Below are 18,615 nucleotides of genomic sequence, written 5' to 3'. Positions count from 1 at the left end.
TCAAAATGACTAAGAAAAAAGTAACAAAAAAAGATAATACAATTGCATTAAATAAACGAGCCAGACACGATTATTTTATTGAGGAAGAAATTGAAGCAGGGCTTGCTTTACAAGGTTGGGAAGTGAAATCACTACGAGCAGGAAAAGCGAATATTGGTGATAGTTATGTCATTTTCCAACGTGGAGAGGCTTTCTTGTTTGGAGCAAATATCACGCCATTAAATGTTGCTTCTTCTCATGTGGTTTGTGATCCAACTCGTACTCGTAAGTTGTTATTGAGTAAAAAAGAAATTGATTCTTTATTTGGTAAATTTAATCGTGATGGTTATACGATTGTCGCGCTTTCTTTATATTGGAAAAGTGCATGGGCGAAAGTCAAAATTGGCATTGCCAAAGGTAAAAAACAACACGATAAACGTGAAGATATTAAAGAGCGTGAATGGAAGTTAATGAAAGATCGCATTATGAAGAATGCGGGACGTTAATAAAAATAAAAAGCCTTAATTGTACTGATTAAGGCTTTCTAACATTTAAATTAAGAATTAAATAGAATTATTTAAAAAATCTGCAAGTCTTTGTTTTGGTAATGCCCCTACTTGGGTTGCTACAGGTTGACCATCTTTAAAGACGATTAAAGTTGGAATACTACGCACACCTAAATCTCTAGGGGTATTTTGGTTTTCATCAATATTGATTTTGACGATTTTTACTCTGCCAGCAAACTCTTCAGCAAGTTCATCTAAGATTGGCGCAATCATTTTACAAGGACCACACCAAGGTGCCCAAAGGTCTAATAATACTGGTACATCTGATTGGAGAACATCAGCAGCAAAATTTGCATCACTAGAGTAAACAATTTTATCACTCATAATTTAATCCTTTTGTTAAAAAAATAATAAATAATGATCTATTTTTTAATCAATGTTAAAAACGTGGGTGGCATTATAACACTATTCTCTAAAAAAATATGAATTCCAGTGATAGGAGCTATTGATACATAGTTGTTAAATTCTTGTTATTAACTATTTATTCCTATCAAAGTAAATTTGCACAAGGTTTATGTTGTATAAGTTGAGCAATATTATTTAGAGTTACTTCCGAAATACTGGTTAAAGCCTCTTCGGTTAAAAATGCTTGATGTCCTGTCAACAAGACATTATGACAAGAGGATAAGCGGCGGAAGACATCATCTAAAATGACTTCATTGGATTTATCTTCAAAGAATAAATCACGTTCATTTTCATAAACATCCATACCTAAGGCACCAATTTTGCGGGATTTTAATGCTTCAATAGCAGCTTTAGTATCAATTAATGTTCCACGACTGGTATTAATAATCATCACGCCATCTTTCATTTTGTCGAAGGCTTCGGCATTAAGTAAATGATAATTATCGGTTGTTGCAGGACAATGTAATGTGATCACATGTGAATGTGCATACAATTCGTCTAATGAAACATAAGTAGCACCTAATTCTTCTGCAATTGGATTTTTAAAAGGGTCATAACAAAGAATATTCATACCAAAGCCTTTAAGAATTCGCATTACCGCAATACCAATTTTACCTGTACCAATGACGCCAACAGTACGTCCGTGCATATTAAAACCAATTAAACCTTCTAATGAAAAGTTTGCTTCACGAGTACGTTGATAAGCACGGTGAATACGGCGATTTAATGTAAGCATAAGACCAACAGTATGTTCAGCTACTGCTTCAGGAGAGTAAGCTGGGACTCGAACAACTTTAATTCCTAGTTCTTTGGCAGCAATTAAATCAACATTATTAAAACCTGCACAACGTAAAGCGACAATATGGATTCCTAATTGTGCAAGCTGTGTAAGGACTTCTCGATCGGCATTGTCATTGACAAAAATACAGACGGCTTGGCAACCTTCTGCCATTTTAGCCGTACGCTTACTGAGCATAAAATCAAAAAATTCTAGCTCAAAGCCATACTTCACATTAACGAGTTCAAGATATTTTCGATCGTAACTTTTCGTACTATAAACAGCAATTTTCATAATAATACTCCTTGTTGAGATATCTATCTTACCCCTTCTTTATAGACAGGTGTTAAAGGAAATCTCTTTTTTCTGTGAAATTATTTTATTGCTAATGGGAAGAAAACGAACAATTTTAAGGAAATTTAGAATAAATTGAGTGGTACGAGCAGATAAATGCTGCGATTTTCGAGAAAAACATTATAATGTTGGCTTTCATTTAGAAAATGAAGAGGGAAACTATGTCATTTCGTATTTTGCTGTTAAATGGGCCAAATTTAAATATGTTAGGGAAAAGAGAACCTAAACATTATGGTAAACAGACATTACAAGATATTGAGAGTAATCTACAACAAGCTGCAGCACAATACGATGTGGAACTGACGTGTTTTCAATCTAACAGTGAAGAGAAACTTATTAATAAAATCCATGAAAGTTTAGGTATCGTGGATTTTATTTTGATTAATCCAGCAGCGTTTACGCATACGAGTGTAGCACTGCGAGATGCTCTATTATCAGTTGAAATTCCTTTTGTGGAAATTCATCTTTCCAATATTCATCGTCGAGAACCTTTCCGTCATCATTCATACCTAAGTGATGTTGCTGTTGGTGTGATTTGTGGTTTAGGTGCGGCGGGATATCAATATGCGTTACAGTTTGCAGTTGCACATTTGCAACAGCAACAAGCAAATTAATCATTGCCACAGTATTTAGTGGTTTGTCGATTAAACATTAACTTATAACGGATCAAACTATGGATATTCGTAAAATTAAAAAACTTATCGAATTGGTTGAAGAATCAGGCATCATGGAAATTGAAATTTCCGAAGGTGAAGAATCAGTACGTATTAGTCGTGGTAATGTTGTTGCCGCACCAGCACCAGTAATGCCTCAATCGATTGTAGTTCCTCAGCCAGTAGCTCCTGCGGTCGCTGATTCAACAGCAAAATCTGTGCAACCAGAAGCTAAGGAAGCTGTTTCTGGTCATATTATTCGTTCTCCAATGGTGGGTACATTCTACCGTAGCCCAAGTCCAGATGCTGCTCCGTTTGTTGAAGTTGGTAAAACCGTTAAAGTTGGGGATACCCTTTGCATTGTTGAAGCAATGAAAATGATGAATCGTATTGAATCTGATAAAGCAGGTGTTGTTAAAGCGATTTTAGTCAATGATGGTGATGCAGTAGAGTTTGACGAACAATTAATTGTTATTGAATAAACTCCGTCAATATGCGATACAACGATTTCCCTAATTGTGTCGTTAAATTTTAACTCATGGATATAAGTTATGTTAGAGAAAGTGGTTATTGCCAACCGTGGTGAGATAGCATTGCGTATTTTACGGGCCTGTAAAGAATTAAATATCGCAACGGTAGCTGTTCATTCCACAGCAGATCGTATGTTGAAACATGTGCTACTTGCAGATGAAACGGTATGTATTGGACCTGCACCTTCAGCAAAGAGCTATTTAAATATTCCAGCAATTATTGCCGCTGCTGAGGTAACTGGTGCAGATGCCATTCACCCTGGCTATGGTTTTTTATCTGAGAATGCAGATTTTGCTGAGCAAGTAGAACGTTCGGGTTTTATTTTTATTGGTCCAACAGCTGATGTTATTCGCTTAATGGGGGATAAGGTCTCTGCGATTGAGGCAATGAAAAAAGCAGGCGTTCCTTGCGTACCAGGATCAGATGGACCATTAGGTCGTGATATTAATAAGAATAAAGAGATTGCAAAACGTATTGGTTATCCAATTATTATCAAAGCTTCTGGCGGCGGCGGCGGTCGTGGTATGCGTGTGGTTCGTCAAGAAAGTGCGTTAGAAGAAGCGATTGCGATGACCAAGGCGGAAGCAAAAGCGGCGTTCAATAATGATATGGTGTATATGGAGAAATATTTAGAAAATCCTCGCCATATTGAAATTCAAGTCTTAGCGGATACACATGGTAATGCGATTTATCTCGCAGAGCGTGATTGTTCAATGCAACGTCGTCATCAAAAAGTTGTAGAAGAAGCACCAGCACCAGGTATTACTGAAGAAATGCGTCGTCATATTGGTGAGCGTTGTGCAAATGCTTGTAAAGAAATTGGTTATCGTGGTGCGGGTACATTTGAATTTCTCTATGAAAATGGCGAATTCTATTTCATTGAAATGAATACACGTATTCAAGTAGAACACCCAGTTACAGAAATGATTACTGGCGTAGATTTAGTGAAAGAACAATTACGCATTGCAGCAGGATTACCACTGTCATTCAAACAGGAAGATATTAAAGTGCGTGGTCATGCGATTGAATGTCGTATTAATGCAGAAGATCCATCTACTTTCTTACCATCGCCAGGTAAAATCGAGCATCTTCATTCACCAGGTGGTTTTGGTATTCGTTGGGATTCACATATTTACGGTGGTTATACTGTTCCACCTAATTATGATTCAATGATTGGTAAATTGATCAGTTATGGTGAAGATCGTCAGGTGGCCATTCGTCGCATGCAAACGGCATTGAATGAAACCATTATTGAAGGGATCAAAACTAATATTCCATTACATGAAATGATCCTATCTGATAAAAACTTCCAAAAAGGTGGAACAAATATCCATTACCTAGAGAAAAAACTAGGATTAAATGAGTAAATAAAAAATTGGTAACGTATCAATTTTTATTTGTCTACCACATAAATGATTGAAAAACGGACCTAAGTGTCCGTTTTTTATGTTAGTAGTATGCGAAATAGTTAATTTTTCCACCATAACAAACCTGCAATGACAATAGTAAAGATAATAAACCAAGTAATTTGTACTTTTGCATTTTGTTTATTCATTGCTTTTCGGTGATCAATATCTTGGGCTAAGCGTTGTTGATAAACTTGTTTTGCCGCTTCGTCATGTAACGCTGTTTGGCAAAAAGGGCAGTGAGTTAATTCTTCATTGACTTTTTTCTCACAATGTGGGCAAGAAAGCATAGTTTTTCCTTTGTTGAATGAGAAGTTGTGGACGTTACTATAACGAAAACCAATGTAATCACCAATCAATAATGATCTATTTTTTAGGAATAAACTTCATAAAATTCAAAAAAACACCTATTATTTTAAATAAAATCTATACAAATGTTTTTAATTATAAAAAATTTATTGTTTTTTTGCTAAAAATGGTAGATAAAAATTATTTTTTATCTATACTAGCTAGAAATAATTCAATTTATATCAAAAGAGGTTTTTTGTATGTGTGGATTTGTATTTTCAGCTTCGGCTCAGCCATCAGAAGCATTTAAACGTAGTTTCGATCATATTTTTCATCGTGGACCAGATCATCAAGCTGTTATTTATGCAGAGGGAGCAACTTGGGGCTTCCATCGTTTATCGATTATGGATTTGAGTTCACAAGGTAATCAGCCGTTCCAATATGAGGGAATTTCGCTTATCTGTAATGGTGAAGTGTACAATTACACAGAATTAAAACAACTTTTATCCTCAAGTTATACCTTCCATTCAGGCAGTGACTGCGAAGTATTAATCCCGTTATATCAACGTGTAGGCGTTGATGTAATGATGAAAATGTTGGATGCCGAATTTGCGTTAGTTTTAAAGGATAGTAATACTGGGACATTAATTGCTGGTCGTGATCCGATAGGTATCCGTCCAATGTTTTATGGTTATGATAAAGAAACAGGTGAGATTGCTTTTGCCTCTGAAGCAAAAGGTTTAATAGATTGGTGCCAAGATATTCATCCTTTCCCTCCAGGACATTATTATCTCAATGGTGAATTTATTTGTTATAACGATATTGCTGATCCTAAAGTTGTAGTAGATCAAGATTTAGATACCATTACTAGTACATTACGTACCAAATTAGAAAGAGCCGTTATTAAACGTTTACATTCTGATGCACCATTAGGCTTTTTATTAAGTGGTGGCTTAGATTCTTCATTAGTCTGTGCAATTGCACAAAAACATTTAGATAAACCAATTAAAACTTTTGCAATTGGTATGGATACCGATCCAATCGATTTGAAATATGCGAAAGAGGTGGCGGATTATCTTGGTTCAGAACATACTGAAGTGATTATGACGAAAGATGAAGTTCTTGCTGCATTAGAAAAAGTTATTTGGCATTTAGAAACATGGGATATTACAACTATTCGAGCCAGTATTGGTATGTACTTAGTTTGTAAATATATTCACGAACAGACAGATCTAAAAGTACTGCTTACGGGTGAAGTGAGTGATGAAATTTTTGGTTATAAATATACCGATTTTGCGCCAAATGCAGCAGAATTCCAAAAAGAAGCACAAAAACGTATCCGTGAACTCTATATGTATGATGTATTACGTGCTGACCGTTGTTTAGCTGCTAATTCGTTAGAAGCTCGTGTACCTTTTGGTGATATTGATTTTGTTGATTATGCAATGAGTATCAATCCTGAAAAGAAAATGAATGTTTACAACAAAGGTAAGTATTTATTACGCCGTGCTTTTGAGGGGACAGACTATTTACCAGATAGTATTCTTTATCGTGAAAAAGCCGCATTTAGTGATGCCGTTGGGCATTCAATGGTTGATCATTTAAAAGCCTATGCAGAAAGCAAATATAGTGACGAAGATTTAGCAAAAGCAGCAGAAAAATATCCGTATGGTACGCCATTTACTAAAGAATCTTTACTCTATCGTGATATTTTTGAGAAGTTTTACCCAGGACAAAGTCATTGGATTAAAGATTTCTGGATGCCAAATAAGGAATGGGAAGGCTGTAATGTCAACGATCCAAGTGCACGTGTTTTAGGCAACTATGGGGATAGTGGTAAATAATTCATCAAATAGAAGGACTGGAATAAGCCAGTCCTTTTATATTTATAAGTGCGTGAGAGAGCACTTTTTATGGTTATAATGTACTACTATCGATTACAAAACGATATTTTACATCTCCTTTTAACATACGTTCATATGCTTCATTAATTTGTTCTGCTTTAATCAATTCAATATCGGCTACGATATTATGTTCAGCACAGAAATCGAGCATTTCTTGTGTTTCAGCAATACCACCAATCATAGAGCCTGCAATAGCTGCTCGTTTACCAATTAAAATAGAAACATTTGGTGATTGATGTGGATCCGCAGGTACACCAACTAATGTCATTGTGCCATCACGTTTTAATAATGCAGTAAAAATATCTAGATTATGTGATGCAGCGACAGTATTTAAAATGAAATCAAAACTTTTAGTATGTTTTGCCATTTGTTCAGGATCTTTGGAAACCACAACTTCATCTGCACCTAATTTATGTGCTTCTGCTTTTTTCGATTCAGAAGTAGTGAATGCAACAACATAAGCACCCATTGCATGAGCAAGCTTAATCCCCATATGTCCTAAACCACCGATACCAACGACACCAACTTTTTTGCCAGGACCAACATTCCAATGACGAAGTGGTGAATAGGTTGTAATTCCAGCACAAAGTAATGGTGCCACAGCGGCTAATTGATCTGCACTATGTTTAATTTTTAATACATAGTTTTCATCAACAACAATTTGTTGTGAGTATCCACCTAAAGTATGTCCTGGTGCATCTTGTGTTGGACCATTATAAGTGCCAACCATATGTTCACAATAGTTTTCTAATCCTTCTTTACAGTCATCACATTCACGACAACTATCGACCATACAACCAACACCAACAAGATCGCCCACTTTGAATTTAGAAACATGATGACCAACTTCAGTTACTCGACCAACAATTTCATGTCCAGGTACACAAGGATATAAGGTTCCTGCCCATTCAGAACGAACTGTATGTAAATCAGAATGACATACACCACAATAAGCGATCTCAATTTTTACATCATGATGTCCAGTGGCACGACGAGTAATTGTTAACGGTTCTAAAGGCTTATCTGCTGCATAAGCACCATATGCTTTTGTCATAGTTTTCTCCTAAAACATATATAAATGATGAAATGAATTAGATGTAAATATGGTACGATAATTATTATTTCTATTAAATTTATTAATTAGAATTTCATAATTCCTAAAATAGAAACTATGTTAAATAAATTAGAAGCATTGAAAGTTTTTTGTGTTGCAGCAGAAACGTTGCAATTTAAAGAAACAGCAAATCGGTTAGCAATTTCTCCGCCTGTTGTCACTCGCATTATTGCTGAACTAGAGGATCATTTAGCTGAACCTCTATTCCAACGTAATACTCGTCAAATTAAGTTGACAGAATTTGGGCAGCAATTTTTACCGCAAGCTAAGCAATTATTAGATGAAACAGAACGTTTATTTGCACCTACTCGGCGTAGGCATAATCAAGATATGTCTGGGTTAGTGCGGATTACTTTACCAGAATTACCTGATCAAGAACATATTTTACAAGAACTGTTAGCAGCAATCGCACCTTACCCAGATTTAATGCTGGATTGGCATAAAAGTGAAATTCGTATGAATGCCATTCAAGCACAAATTGATTTGGGGATTCGGATTGGTAATTTTTCTGACGGACGTATGATTACGCGTAAAGTAGGCGAAGTCACAGAGAAAATTGTAGCTGCTCCTAGTTTATTAACAAAATATGGAATACCAACAGATGTATTAGATTTACAAAGAAATTTTCCGTTATCTGCTATTTTTGATGGTAATACGGGAAGAGTATGGAGTTGGTATCTTAATGAGCAAATACAATTTACACCAAATCGTCCGCAGTTTATTGGTAGCGAAGGGAATATTACGTTACAAGCTGCATTAGCTGGTCGAGTGGTTGCTCATCAATTAGATTGGTTAGTTGATCCTTATTTGGCAACAGGAGATTTAGTCGAACTATTCGCCGAGATTCCAAAATATCATTGGCCAGTTTATGTTTATCGTCCACAACGAGCTGTGACACCAACTCGAGTAAAAGTTATTTTTGATTTACTTGTGGATATTGTTGGCAGGCGCTTTAAATAAAGTAAATCCCTCATACTGTTAATATGAGGGATGAAATGAGTAACCTAAATTTTTTCGAGGTATTTGAAGATTATTTTATTTTAAAATTTCATCAATTCGAGCAGAAGCGGCTGCTACGGCTTCTTCAGCTTTATAAGCTAAACCTTCCACATGAATAAATTCAACGTTTGATAAGCCAACAAAACCAAGAGTTTGTTTTACCCAAGGGCTTAATGTATCAAATTCAGTACCAGCATACTCACCACCACTCGTAACGAAAGCAAATACTGGAACATTTGGTAATAATCCTTTTGGACCGTTTTCGTCATATTGGAATGTAATGCGTGGACGAGCAATATAATCAATATAAGTTCTGAATGTAGCAGGGGTAGTAAAGTTATAACGTGGTAACCCTAATACAATATAATCTGCATTTTTTAATTCAGCGATTAATTGTTCTGATAGTGCGATTGCATTGCGTTGTGCTTCAGTATCGGTAACACCAGCACGAATAGCAGCCACAGTTTCGCTATTTAGCAGCGGTACTGGATTAGCATCTAAATCACGATCAACAATTTGAACTTCAGGCCATTTTGCTTTTGTTTTTGCGATAAACTGATCAATAAGTTGATTAGAAAAGCTATTTTGTCCATTTACAGAAGTACGTAAAACTAAAACATTACTCATAAAAAACTCCTCAAATTTAATGTGAGATGATTATTTGATTTCATTATGCCTGTTTTCTAAGATTATCTACTGCCCAAGCACCACTGCCAGCTGCTGCAATATAAAGGAAGATAAAGCAGAATAATACAGCTGCTTCACCACCATTCAATAGTGGTAATAAAAATGTTGAAGTTGAAGCATGGAACATAAAGTAAGCAACTGCCATTTCACCTGATAGGATAAAAGCAACTACTCGAGAAAATAAACCAAGTACCAATAAAATACCACCGCATAACTCAAGAATGCCACCAATTCCTAAAAGAGAGAAAACCGATAGACCATCGAAACTAGCAACGTGTGGTAAGGCAAATAATTTGGCACTACCGTGTAGTAAAAATGTATAACCAGCCACAATTCTTAATATTGCTAAAGCATAAGTGTGCAATGGTAGTGAGATTGTCATAAGTTATCCTTTTCTTATCTAGTGAATCAAAACGTGGCTAAGTATATTGATTTCGATATTGGAAAACTATATCGTTTATAGAAAAGTATTTTTTCTTAATAGGAAATAATTATGGATACATTACAGAGTATGCGAATTTTTCGTCAAATAGTAGAAAACGGTAGTTTTAGTAAAGCCGCAGAGAAAATGGATCTATCAACCTCAATGGTGAGTAAACATTTATCGCATCTTGAGCATTATTTACAAGCAAAACTTTTGCATCGCACAAGTCGAAAGCTCAGTTTGACGGAGATGGGAGCACAATATTACCAACGTTGTGTGATTGCTTTAGATGATCTAGAGGAAGCGAAACAGATTGTGAGTCAAGGAACGATTCATCCGCAAGGTACACTCAAAGTAACGATGCCAGTATGGTTTGCAACGTCCTCCTTTGCTGAATTATTAGCCGAATATCGCCGACGTTATCCCAAAGTGAATTTACAACTTTCTCTAGATAATCATCGGGTAGACTTAGTCGGACAAGGTTTTGATTTAGCATTACGTGTAACTACACATTTATCAGATAATTTAATTGTGAAACCGATTGCGACAATGGCGTTCCATTGGGTAGCCAGTCCACAATACTTAACAGAATTTGTGAAACAGCCTGAACAATTATGGGAGCAGCATAAAGGATTAGTTCCGACCTATACTCATCTTAATCATCCATTTACAGATACGATTGCTAGCGATAATACTTTAATGCTCTATCAACTTGCTTTAGCTGGGCAAGGTGTGGCGTATTTACCAGGCTATTTATGCGAAGCGGCATTACAACAAGGAACATTACAGATTATTCCTCACCCAGCAAACCGCAAACATACTTTATATGCAGTTTATGTGAATCGGGAGTTTATGAGTGCGAAAGTGCGTAGTTTTATCGATTTTATGGCAGAGAATTTTCCGCAATGCAAAAATGAGCCAGAATACCAATTTTAATTCGAAAAAAAGGCACTATCAGTGCCTTTTTCATGAGCACCTAATATAGGTTACGCTGTTAATGCTTTTGGTTTAATTGCAGCATACAAGACGCCAGTAACTAAACTACCAGCTGCGATAGCAACAAGATAGAGTAAGACTGGTTGAATAGCACCTGGAATTGCTAATACGAAAATGCCACCGTGCGGTGCCATAAGCTGCACGCCAAACAACATTGATAATGCACCAGTAATTGCACCACCTAACATACAACTTGGAATAACACGCATTGGATCGCGTGCCGCGAACGGAATTGCTCCCTCAGAGATAAAACATAGACCAAGTACAAAAGAGGCTTTACCACCTTCTAACTCATTGGCAGTGAATTTTTTACGTGCAATAAAGGTTGCGATACCCATACCTAAAGCAGGCACCATACCCGCCGCCATAACTGCTGCCATTGGTAAATAAGAAGAGGAAGCTAATAAACCTACACCGAATGTATAAGCAGCTTTATTCACTGGACCACCCATATCAAAGCACATCATTGCACCGAGGAGAATACCAAGTAAGATAGCACTGCCTGATTGCATTCCTTTTAAGAATTCAGTCATACCGTTCATTACCCAAGCAACAGGACCACCAACGATATAGATCATAATTAAACCGACAGCGAGTGTTGAAAGGAATGGAATAATTAAGATTGGTTTTAGGGCATTCATAGTTTGCGGTAATTTCACATGCTCATTAATTGCTTTTGCAATATAACCAGCTAAGAAACCAGAAATAATACCACCGATAAAACCAGCACCTAAAGAACTCGCTAACATACCACCCACAAGGCCTGGAGTTAATCCAGGGCGGTCTGCAATAGAGTAAGCGATATATCCAGATAGAATTGGAATCATTAAAGCAAAGGCACTACCACCACCAATTTTCATTAATGCTGACGCTAAAGTTCCTTCTTGTTTAAAGGCTTCAATTCCGAATACGAAAGATAATGCAATGATCAAACCACCAGCAACCACCATTGGCAACATATGAGAAACGCCCGTCATTAAATGACTATAAATGCCTTTTTTCTCACCTTTCTCTTTATTATCTGCTTTTTCGGCAACCGCTTCTTTTTTGTAATGATAGGTTTTCGCTTCTTTGAATGCTTTATCAAATTCTTGTGCGGTTTTCTTTAATGCTAAACCAGTTGAAGTATGATACATCAATTTGCCATCGAATTTACTGAGATCAACATCAATATCTGTAGCAATAAAAGCAAGATCTGCAGCAGCAACATCTTCAGCCGAAATAAGGTTACTTGCACCAACTTGACCACGGGTTTCCACTTTCACATTCCAACCTTTTTGTTGGCAGTAAGTAGAAATCGCTTCTGCTGCCATAAAAGTATGTGCTACACCTGTTGGGCAAGCAGTAACTGCAACAATATTTAATGGACGATCTTGTGCAACAGGTGCTTCTGATACGATTTCATCAGTTGCTTGATAAGTAGTAGCAGTAGCAAATGCTTGTTGGAAAGTAGTTTCAGGTGCATTGAATGCTTGTTCAAATGTAGTGAGATAAACTTTTTTACCTGATAATACTGGGGTGTTATTGATTTGTTGCCCTAAGACAATCACAAGTTCAGCATCTTGTAATTGGGTTACAACTTGATGATTTTGTTGGGCAGCAATTTTTGCAAACATTTGTTTTAATAAGAATAACGTCGCATTGCCACGTTTTTCTTGAGAAAGTAGAGCGATATTCATAAATTATTCCTCAATTTTGCTAATCTTAACTTGGTCAAGTAATTGGTTTAATGCTTGTTTATCGGCAACACCAACATTACTTTGGGATACTGCCATCGCTGATACAGCAGAGGCGAAGCACAAGGTTTCTTCTTGGGATAATTGTTGTTGCGTACCATAGATAAGTCCTGCCACCATAGAGTCGCCTGCACCTACTGTACTGACAACATTGGTACATTTAGGTGGTTGTGCTTGTAATACACCTTTATCGCTAATCCAAAGCGAACCTTCTGCTCCCATAGAGATAATGACATTCGCAATGCCTTGTGCGTGTAGCTGTTTCGCAGCAGTAATAATTTCTGCAAGCGAATTCAATGGCTTACCGATCCAGGCTTCCAATTCACGATGGTTTGGTTTGACTAACCAAGGAGAGGCTTTTAAACCAGCGGTAAGCGCTGCATTACTACTGTCTAATACCACTTTAGTTTTTTGTCCTAATGCAAGTAACCATTCTTTAAAGGCTTCTACCTCAACGCCTTTTGGTAAACTGCCACAAACTGCAACCAGATCGTAATTCTTTGCCCAAGCAAGCGAATCTTGAACAAATTGCTGCCATGCTTCAGAAGAAACTTGATAACCTAAGAAATTTAAATCGGTAACATCCGCTTCAGTTTCGGTAATTTTGACATTAATCCGAGTTTTACCTGCAACACGTTGAAAGCGATCTTCTAAGCCAAGTTGTTGGAATAACTGAATAAAATCGCCTTGATTATCTTGCCCTAAAAAACCACTTACGGTAACAGGTAGATCTAAATCATGCAGCACTTTGGCAACGTTAATCCCTTTACCGGCAGGATAAATACCTAAGGTTTCAACAGTATTTACCTCACCGAGTTGGATTCTTGGTAATCGTCCAATAAGGTCAAATGCTGTATTGAGTGTAATAGTCGCAATACCTGGCATATTATTCTCCTAAGCCCGCATTAATGGCTTCACCAATACCTTTTAATGCTTGTTCAGCATCTTCACCTTCAGCAACGAAACAGAGGCGTTGACCTTTAGTGGTACCTAAGCCAACAACTTTCATCAAACTTTTTGCACTGACAAATGAGGTATCACGATCAAGGTTTTTCACTTGAATAGTAGATTTATATTTTTTCACTTCATTAATTAAGACCGCAGATGGGCGAGCGTGTAAACCATGTTCATTCTTGACGATAAAAGTTGCCTCTAATTGACCTGCTGCTGCGTGAGTAGCTGTTTTAGTATTTTCAGCAGACACATCAGTTTTGTTTTCACTGCTAGTTGTAACTTCAACGACTTGTCCTTGCAATGCCGCTTTTACTTGTTCAACATTGCCATTTAACAATGCTTGTTGACATTGAGGATCGAGTAAATTAACTAATAACTCATCAACTTTTTGATCAACACTTGCGACAGTGACTAATGCAGCAATTTGTTTATTGTTATGTTGAAAGGCTTTTTGTGGACGAGCAACAGCAATTGCATTTTTCTTATTACCTGAAGCACTATCATTTACCCAAATGCCATTACCGATTGGTAATGCAGCAGAAATAATGACTTCACTTACAAATTGACTATCAACTGCAGCAGCTTCTTGTAATTTTGCGGCGTTAATTGCAGTCAATGTTAATAGACTATTAGTATCAACATTTAATGAAATTAAAGTGGAATCAACGATACTGGCATTAAATAAATTAATAAATAATTGTGGATCAGTCGTTTTTGCTAATTTTTCAGCAATATCTTCATCACCAAGTAAATGAGTTAATTGACGTAAAATAGCAAGATGTTCATCTGATTTTGCCGCGATTCCAATGACTAAATATGCAATGTTGTCGTCACTCCATCTAACGCCATTTGGAAATTGGAAAATTTGTACTCCAGTTTGTTTGACTAGGTGACGAGTATCCAACGTTCCATGAGGAATAGCGATACCATTACCCAAAAAAGTTGATGTTTGTTGTTCACGAGCAAGCATACCTTGTAGGTAGCCTTCTTCAACTAAACCCTTGTTAATAAATGCTTGAGCTACTGCTGTGATGGCTTGTTGCTTGTCATCAGCTTTTTCACCTAGATGGATGTCGTTTTCGATTAAATTAAACACGAGGACTCCTTAGATTGTTGTCAGTCATAAAAAAATCGACTAATTTTAACCCAATTTATTGGGGGAGTAATAGGAATCTTGAGGAAAAAATCAGTTTTTTGATTAAAGAGGAGGTTTTAGCTAAATCGTTTTAGATATACCATTATTTATTCTAAATAAGTAGTATAAAGGGAGCAAATGCTCCCTCTGACTATTAGCAAACCTATTATATTTCATTGTAGGTGGGTTTATTAGACGAGATAAATAATAATTTATCTTTCTTGTAAAGCTTGCTTCATCCGTGTAATTGGTTTGATAAGATATTGGAAGACAGTTTTTTCTCCTGTTTTAATATCTACAGTTGCAATCATACCTGGCAATACAGGTAATTCATTCCCATTTTTATCAGTTAAATGACTACCTGAAGTACGAATCAATACGCGATAAAACGAGTTATTTGGATTTAAATTTAAGTCGCTTGCTTGACGTTTGTCTTGTAGTGTACTTGGACTTAGTAACGTTACTACCCCATCTAACCCGCCATAGATAGCATAGTCATAAGCACTTAATTTTACGACAGCTTTCATACCAGGGCGAATATAAGCAACATCTTTAGGATTAATATAGGCCTCAACCAATAAATTATCCTCTACAGGAACAATTTCCATAATATCCTGACCAGCAGAAATCACGCCACCAATCGTATTTACACGGATATTTTTCACAATTCCTTTCATCGGTGCACGTAATAAAGAACGTTCTACAGGATCCGCTCGTGCAGCGAGATTTTCTTTTGCTTGATCAAGATCTCCCTGAATACGAACTAATTCATTACTCGCATCAGTAATATATTTATGTTCACGCTCTGAAATTTGTAATGCCATATCGTTTGCAGATCGTTTCATACGAAGCAATTCAACTTGTGACACTGCTCCTTTAACTACCATAGGTTCAGTTAATGCTATTTCTGAATCAAGTAATGCTTTACTTTCACGAAGAGTTCTTAATGCTTCATTTAGAGCATCTTTTTTTGCTTGATAAACCCCTTTTTCACGTTCATGCATTTCAGCAGGAATAGTATCGGGAAAAACTAATGGTTTACCAGAAATTTCTGCTTTTAACCGAATTGCAATTGCTTCTAAGTTATCTACTTTGGCTTGTGTTTCACGTAAAATAGCAGAAGTACGAGTATCGTCTAATTTTAGCAAAACTTGCCCTTTTTCGACTAAATCGCCTTCTTTTACCAACATTTGGTTCAATATACCAGGATCTAAACTTTGAATAATTTGCTCACGGCTATTTGGAATAATTGTCCCTTGTCCACGAGTGACTTCTTCAATCTTACTAAAATAAGACCAAGTCAAAAAAACAACTAAAAATGCGGCTAATAACCAAATCATTGCAAATAAACCTGTATGTTTTTCCTCTTGCAATGCTGCGTGTAAATCATTTAAAAGGTGAAGATCTTTATTAGACACTTGTTCACCTGAGTTTTTTACTGACATTGTGGTAGAGGCTTGTGTAGGATTTACCACTTCAGTTGTTGAAGTGCTGTGCTCTTTATTTTGTTGTTCTTGTGTCATCACTTTAATCTCACACTATGCTTGATTTTCTTGTTGTGTTGTAGATGTATTTTGTGCTGGTGAGGCAGAAAGTTTTTTCAGGACTGCCTCTTTTGGTCCATCCATAATTACTTTTCCGTTATCTACCACAACAATCCTATCAACTAACTGTAAGACTTGTGGTCGATGAGTAATTACAACTAAGGTTCTATTCTGTAACCATTGTGCCAATCCAATTAATGCTTGTTGTTCGTGGAATTGGTCTAATCCAGTAGTTGGTTCATCAAGTAAAACAACCTTAGGATCTTTTAAGGTCATTCTAGCTAAAGCAACGGCTTGTTTTTGCCCACCAGATAATCCCATACCGTTTTCTCCCAATTGCATATCTAAACCACGAGGATGAGATTGGATAAGCTCCAATAAGCCAAAGCGTTTTAAAGACTGTAATAATATTTGATCAGATGGAAAAGAATCCATTCTGCCAATATCCAGATTTTCTCTTAAAGTTCCTAAAAATAGACGAGGATTTTGTTCTAATAATAAAACCTGATTGCGTAAAAAATAGGGATCGAGCTGTTGTAGATTGATGCCGTCTAACGTGATATTTCCTGTCGTTGGTACATATAACCCTACACCGAGTTTTAATGCAGTAGATTTACCACTTCCAATTTTCCCCAGAATAGCGACTTTTTCTCCTGGACGAATTGTTAAATTAAAATCATCTAATGCTAATTGACTGTCTTGTTGATATTTAAAACTTACATTTTTAAACTGTAAGTGTCCTGAGACTTGTTTCAAACTAATGTAATCCCGATCGGTAGATTTATCGATAGGTTTCGAAACAATACTATCTACTCCTTTTAAAGCTGTCCAAGCTTGTTGAAAACGGGTAGCTAATCCTGCGATTTGACCTAATGGTGCTAAAGCACGTCCCGATAAAATGACAGAAGCAATTAATGCCCCCATTGTGATTCGAGAAGTCGTATCATCACTATGAATTAAATAAGTTCCGACAATTACAAGAATAACTGTATTAAGTTGTTGTAATGCGATCATTATATTGATTACAAAGTTACTAGTATCTTTTACCTTGATCGAAGAATAAGAACTTTTGGCTGTATAGTAATCCCAACGCTTTTGTGCCCATGACATCGCATTATTATTTTTAATTGTTTCTATCCCTTCAATCGCCTCGACGACCAAACCTTGGCGTTGAGAAGATTCACGCATGGACTCATTAATTGCTTTTGCTAAAGGAAATTGTGCAAAAATGCCAATAATGATCACAGTAGGAATAATAATTGCTGGTACTAAAGCAAGCTTTCCGCCAATAAGTGCGATTACACCAATAAATAAAATCAGAAATGGTAAATCAACAATAGTTAGTAAACTTGCACTCGTTAAAAACTCACGCACTGATTCAAAATCACGCAAATTATTTGCATATGAGCCAGATGAAGCAGGACGATCTTGTAAACGTAATGCCATCACACGTCGAAATAACATAGAACTAATAATTAAGTCGGCTTTTTTCCCCGCAATATCAGTTAAATGTCCACGGATCATTTTTGCCATAAACTCAAAGAAGATTGCAATCACTACTCCAATACTTAATACCCAAAGTGTCTCATAAGCTTGGTTCGGAATTACGCGATCATAAACATTCATTACATAAAGTGAACTAATTAGTGCTAATGAATTAATAATGAAAGTTGCCAAGATAACTTGGTAATAATATTTCTTAAAACGCCAAATAATTTTAAAAAACCAAGTTTTAGGTAAGGCATATTCAGGTAATTCAGAACGAATATCTTTAGCTAAACGCGGTTTCATAAACCAACAATACCCAAGATATTTTTCTATTAACTCCGCTTCGCTAAGTTGTGAAGTGAGATTATCTAGTTGTGTAATTGAATAAACTCTTTTCCCTTTTTCATCTTGTGTAATATTTGTAATAACTACTGCTTCTTCATTATGTAGTAATGCCAATACAGGCAAAGCAAGAGAAGGAATTTCGTGTAATGCACGTTGTGATAAATGATTATCGAATCCTTCACTACGTAAATATTCGCAAAGTACAGAAAAATCAATACTATTACCTGTACGGCGGATAGAATGCGTTGCTAGAGTTGGCACAGATAATGGAGAGCCAAGTAATTGAGTCATTAAAGCAAGGTTTTCAATAATAAGTTTCATAATATGAT

At 36.3% G+C, this 18,615-nt stretch carries 18 protein-coding genes; 7 read left to right on the top strand and 11 right to left on the bottom strand.

Annotated elements, in window-relative coordinates; translation table 11 throughout:
* The first annotated feature begins 5 nt into the window (after positions 1-5).
* A complete protein-coding gene (gene smpB, locus ACFFHT_RS03265; protein ID WP_382373439.1) occupies positions 6-485 on the top strand; it encodes an SsrA-binding protein SmpB in 480 nt (159 codons plus the stop codon).
* Positions 486-542: 57 nt separating this feature from the next.
* Here smpB and trxA read toward each other — a convergent pair whose 3' ends face one another.
* Positions 543-869: a thioredoxin gene (trxA, locus tag ACFFHT_RS03260; protein ID WP_382373437.1), complete on the bottom strand. Its 327-nt coding sequence runs from the start codon at positions 867-869 to the stop codon at positions 543-545.
* A 166-nt stretch (positions 870-1,035) separates the two neighbouring features.
* Entirely contained in the window at positions 1,036-2,022 is a 987-nt protein-coding gene (locus tag ACFFHT_RS03255; protein WP_382373435.1) for a 2-hydroxyacid dehydrogenase, read from the bottom strand.
* A gap of 221 nt (positions 2,023-2,243) precedes the next feature.
* Here ACFFHT_RS03255 and aroQ point away from each other — a divergent pair, with 221 nt between their 5' ends.
* From aroQ to accC, 3 genes are all read left to right on the top strand, one after another.
* Entirely contained in the window at positions 2,244-2,696 is a 453-nt protein-coding gene (aroQ, locus tag ACFFHT_RS03250) for a type II 3-dehydroquinate dehydratase (RefSeq protein ID WP_382373433.1), read from the top strand.
* Positions 2,697-2,755: 59 nt separating this feature from the next.
* Positions 2,756-3,217, top strand: coding sequence for an acetyl-CoA carboxylase biotin carboxyl carrier protein (gene accB / locus ACFFHT_RS03245; RefSeq protein ID WP_382373431.1), 462 nt, complete (start codon positions 2,756-2,758; stop codon positions 3,215-3,217).
* Positions 3,218-3,286: 69 nt separating this feature from the next.
* On the top strand, positions 3,287-4,633 hold the full coding sequence (gene accC, locus ACFFHT_RS03240; protein WP_382373429.1) for an acetyl-CoA carboxylase biotin carboxylase subunit: 1,347 nt from the start codon (positions 3,287-3,289) through the stop codon (positions 4,631-4,633).
* Positions 4,634-4,734: 101 nt separating this feature from the next.
* Here accC and ACFFHT_RS03235 read toward each other — a convergent pair whose 3' ends face one another.
* Positions 4,735-4,962, bottom strand: coding sequence for a hypothetical protein (locus ACFFHT_RS03235; RefSeq protein ID WP_382373427.1), 228 nt, complete (start codon positions 4,960-4,962; stop codon positions 4,735-4,737).
* 258 nt (positions 4,963-5,220) lie between these two features.
* On the opposite strand from ACFFHT_RS03235, the gene asnB reads away from it, so the two are divergent.
* Entirely contained in the window at positions 5,221-6,804 is a 1,584-nt protein-coding gene (gene asnB / locus ACFFHT_RS03230; RefSeq protein ID WP_382373425.1) for an asparagine synthase B, read from the top strand.
* A 73-nt stretch (positions 6,805-6,877) separates the two neighbouring features.
* Here the strand turns inward: asnB and ACFFHT_RS03225 are convergent, their stop codons facing one another.
* The gene (locus tag ACFFHT_RS03225) at positions 6,878-7,918 is read right to left on the bottom strand and encodes an NAD(P)-dependent alcohol dehydrogenase (protein ID WP_382373423.1); all 1,041 of its coding nucleotides are present in this window, start codon (positions 7,916-7,918) and stop codon (positions 6,878-6,880) included.
* A 117-nt stretch (positions 7,919-8,035) separates the two neighbouring features.
* Here ACFFHT_RS03225 and ACFFHT_RS03220 point away from each other — a divergent pair, with 117 nt between their 5' ends.
* A complete protein-coding gene (locus ACFFHT_RS03220; RefSeq protein WP_382373421.1) occupies positions 8,036-8,938 on the top strand; it encodes a LysR family transcriptional regulator in 903 nt (300 codons plus the stop codon).
* A gap of 75 nt (positions 8,939-9,013) precedes the next feature.
* Here the strand turns inward: ACFFHT_RS03220 and ACFFHT_RS03215 are convergent, their stop codons facing one another.
* Both ACFFHT_RS03215 and ACFFHT_RS03210 read right to left on the bottom strand, forming a co-directional pair.
* The gene (locus tag ACFFHT_RS03215; RefSeq protein ID WP_382373419.1) at positions 9,014-9,604 is read right to left on the bottom strand and encodes an FMN-dependent NADH-azoreductase; all 591 of its coding nucleotides are present in this window, start codon (positions 9,602-9,604) and stop codon (positions 9,014-9,016) included.
* Between the two features lie 43 nt (positions 9,605-9,647).
* Positions 9,648-10,046 (bottom strand): DoxX family protein, encoded by a 399-nt coding sequence (locus ACFFHT_RS03210; RefSeq protein WP_382373417.1) that lies wholly within the window; start codon positions 10,044-10,046, stop codon positions 9,648-9,650.
* Between the two features lie 111 nt (positions 10,047-10,157).
* On the opposite strand from ACFFHT_RS03210, the gene ACFFHT_RS03205 reads away from it, so the two are divergent.
* The gene (locus ACFFHT_RS03205) at positions 10,158-11,024 is read left to right on the top strand and encodes a LysR family transcriptional regulator (RefSeq protein ID WP_382373415.1); all 867 of its coding nucleotides are present in this window, start codon (positions 10,158-10,160) and stop codon (positions 11,022-11,024) included.
* A gap of 50 nt (positions 11,025-11,074) precedes the next feature.
* Here the strand turns inward: ACFFHT_RS03205 and fruA are convergent, their stop codons facing one another.
* From fruA to ACFFHT_RS03180, 5 genes are all read right to left on the bottom strand, one after another.
* Entirely contained in the window at positions 11,075-12,763 is a 1,689-nt protein-coding gene (gene fruA, locus ACFFHT_RS03200) for a PTS fructose transporter subunit IIBC (RefSeq protein ID WP_382373413.1), read from the bottom strand.
* A gap of 3 nt (positions 12,764-12,766) precedes the next feature.
* A complete protein-coding gene (gene fruK, locus ACFFHT_RS03195) occupies positions 12,767-13,705 on the bottom strand; it encodes a 1-phosphofructokinase (protein ID WP_382373411.1) in 939 nt (312 codons plus the stop codon).
* A 1-nt stretch (position 13,706) separates the two neighbouring features.
* Entirely contained in the window at positions 13,707-14,870 is a 1,164-nt protein-coding gene (gene fruB / locus ACFFHT_RS03190) for a fused PTS fructose transporter subunit IIA/HPr protein (RefSeq protein WP_382370714.1), read from the bottom strand.
* 251 nt (positions 14,871-15,121) lie between these two features.
* A complete protein-coding gene (locus tag ACFFHT_RS03185; RefSeq protein ID WP_382370769.1) occupies positions 15,122-16,354 on the bottom strand; it encodes a beta-barrel domain-containing protein in 1,233 nt (410 codons plus the stop codon).
* 93 nt (positions 16,355-16,447) lie between these two features.
* Positions 16,448-18,607 carry a type I secretion system permease/ATPase gene (locus ACFFHT_RS03180; protein ID WP_382370712.1) on the bottom strand — a complete coding sequence of 720 codons (2,160 nt, stop codon included), beginning with the start codon at positions 18,605-18,607 and terminating at the stop codon, positions 16,448-16,450.
* Positions 18,608-18,615: the final 8 nt, after the last annotated feature.

Source organism: Gallibacterium melopsittaci (assembly GCF_042433085.1).
In the GTDB taxonomy this organism is placed as follows: Bacteria; Pseudomonadota; Gammaproteobacteria; order Enterobacterales; family Pasteurellaceae; genus Gallibacterium; species Gallibacterium melopsittaci.
The sequence above is the reverse complement of the archived record's forward strand: the minus strand, read 5'-3'. Positions and strand labels throughout refer to the sequence as shown.

Bases quoted from the DNA above. Each gene is read 5' to 3' on its own strand.
- fruK (WP_382373411.1), bottom strand. From the start codon at position 13,705: ATGCCAGGTATTGCGACTATTACACTCAATACAGCATTTGACCTTATT.
- accB (WP_382373431.1), top strand. From the start codon at position 2,756: ATGGATATTCGTAAAATTAAAAAACTTATCGAATTGGTTGAAGAATCA.
- ACFFHT_RS03205 (WP_382373415.1), top strand. From the start codon at position 10,158: ATGGATACATTACAGAGTATGCGAATTTTTCGTCAAATAGTAGAAAAC.
- ACFFHT_RS03185 (WP_382370769.1), bottom strand. From the start codon at position 16,354: ATGTCAGTAAAAAACTCAGGTGAACAAGTGTCTAATAAAGATCTTCAC.
- trxA (WP_382373437.1), bottom strand. From the start codon at position 869: ATGAGTGATAAAATTGTTTACTCTAGTGATGCAAATTTTGCTGCTGAT.
- asnB (WP_382373425.1), top strand. From the start codon at position 5,221: ATGTGTGGATTTGTATTTTCAGCTTCGGCTCAGCCATCAGAAGCATTT.
- ACFFHT_RS03180 (WP_382370712.1), bottom strand. From the start codon at position 18,607: ATGAAACTTATTATTGAAAACCTTGCTTTAATGACTCAATTACTTGGC.
- ACFFHT_RS03215 (WP_382373419.1), bottom strand. From the start codon at position 9,604: ATGAGTAATGTTTTAGTTTTACGTACTTCTGTAAATGGACAAAATAGC.
- aroQ (WP_382373433.1), top strand. From the start codon at position 2,244: ATGTCATTTCGTATTTTGCTGTTAAATGGGCCAAATTTAAATATGTTA.
- smpB (WP_382373439.1), top strand. From the start codon at position 6: ATGACTAAGAAAAAAGTAACAAAAAAAGATAATACAATTGCATTAAAT.
- ACFFHT_RS03255 (WP_382373435.1), bottom strand. From the start codon at position 2,022: ATGAAAATTGCTGTTTATAGTACGAAAAGTTACGATCGAAAATATCTT.
- ACFFHT_RS03235 (WP_382373427.1), bottom strand. From the start codon at position 4,962: ATGCTTTCTTGCCCACATTGTGAGAAAAAAGTCAATGAAGAATTAACT.
- ACFFHT_RS03210 (WP_382373417.1), bottom strand. From the start codon at position 10,046: ATGACAATCTCACTACCATTGCACACTTATGCTTTAGCAATATTAAGA.
- accC (WP_382373429.1), top strand. From the start codon at position 3,287: ATGTTAGAGAAAGTGGTTATTGCCAACCGTGGTGAGATAGCATTGCGT.
- fruA (WP_382373413.1), bottom strand. From the start codon at position 12,763: ATGAATATCGCTCTACTTTCTCAAGAAAAACGTGGCAATGCGACGTTA.
- ACFFHT_RS03225 (WP_382373423.1), bottom strand. From the start codon at position 7,918: ATGACAAAAGCATATGGTGCTTATGCAGCAGATAAGCCTTTAGAACCG.
- ACFFHT_RS03220 (WP_382373421.1), top strand. From the start codon at position 8,036: ATGTTAAATAAATTAGAAGCATTGAAAGTTTTTTGTGTTGCAGCAGAA.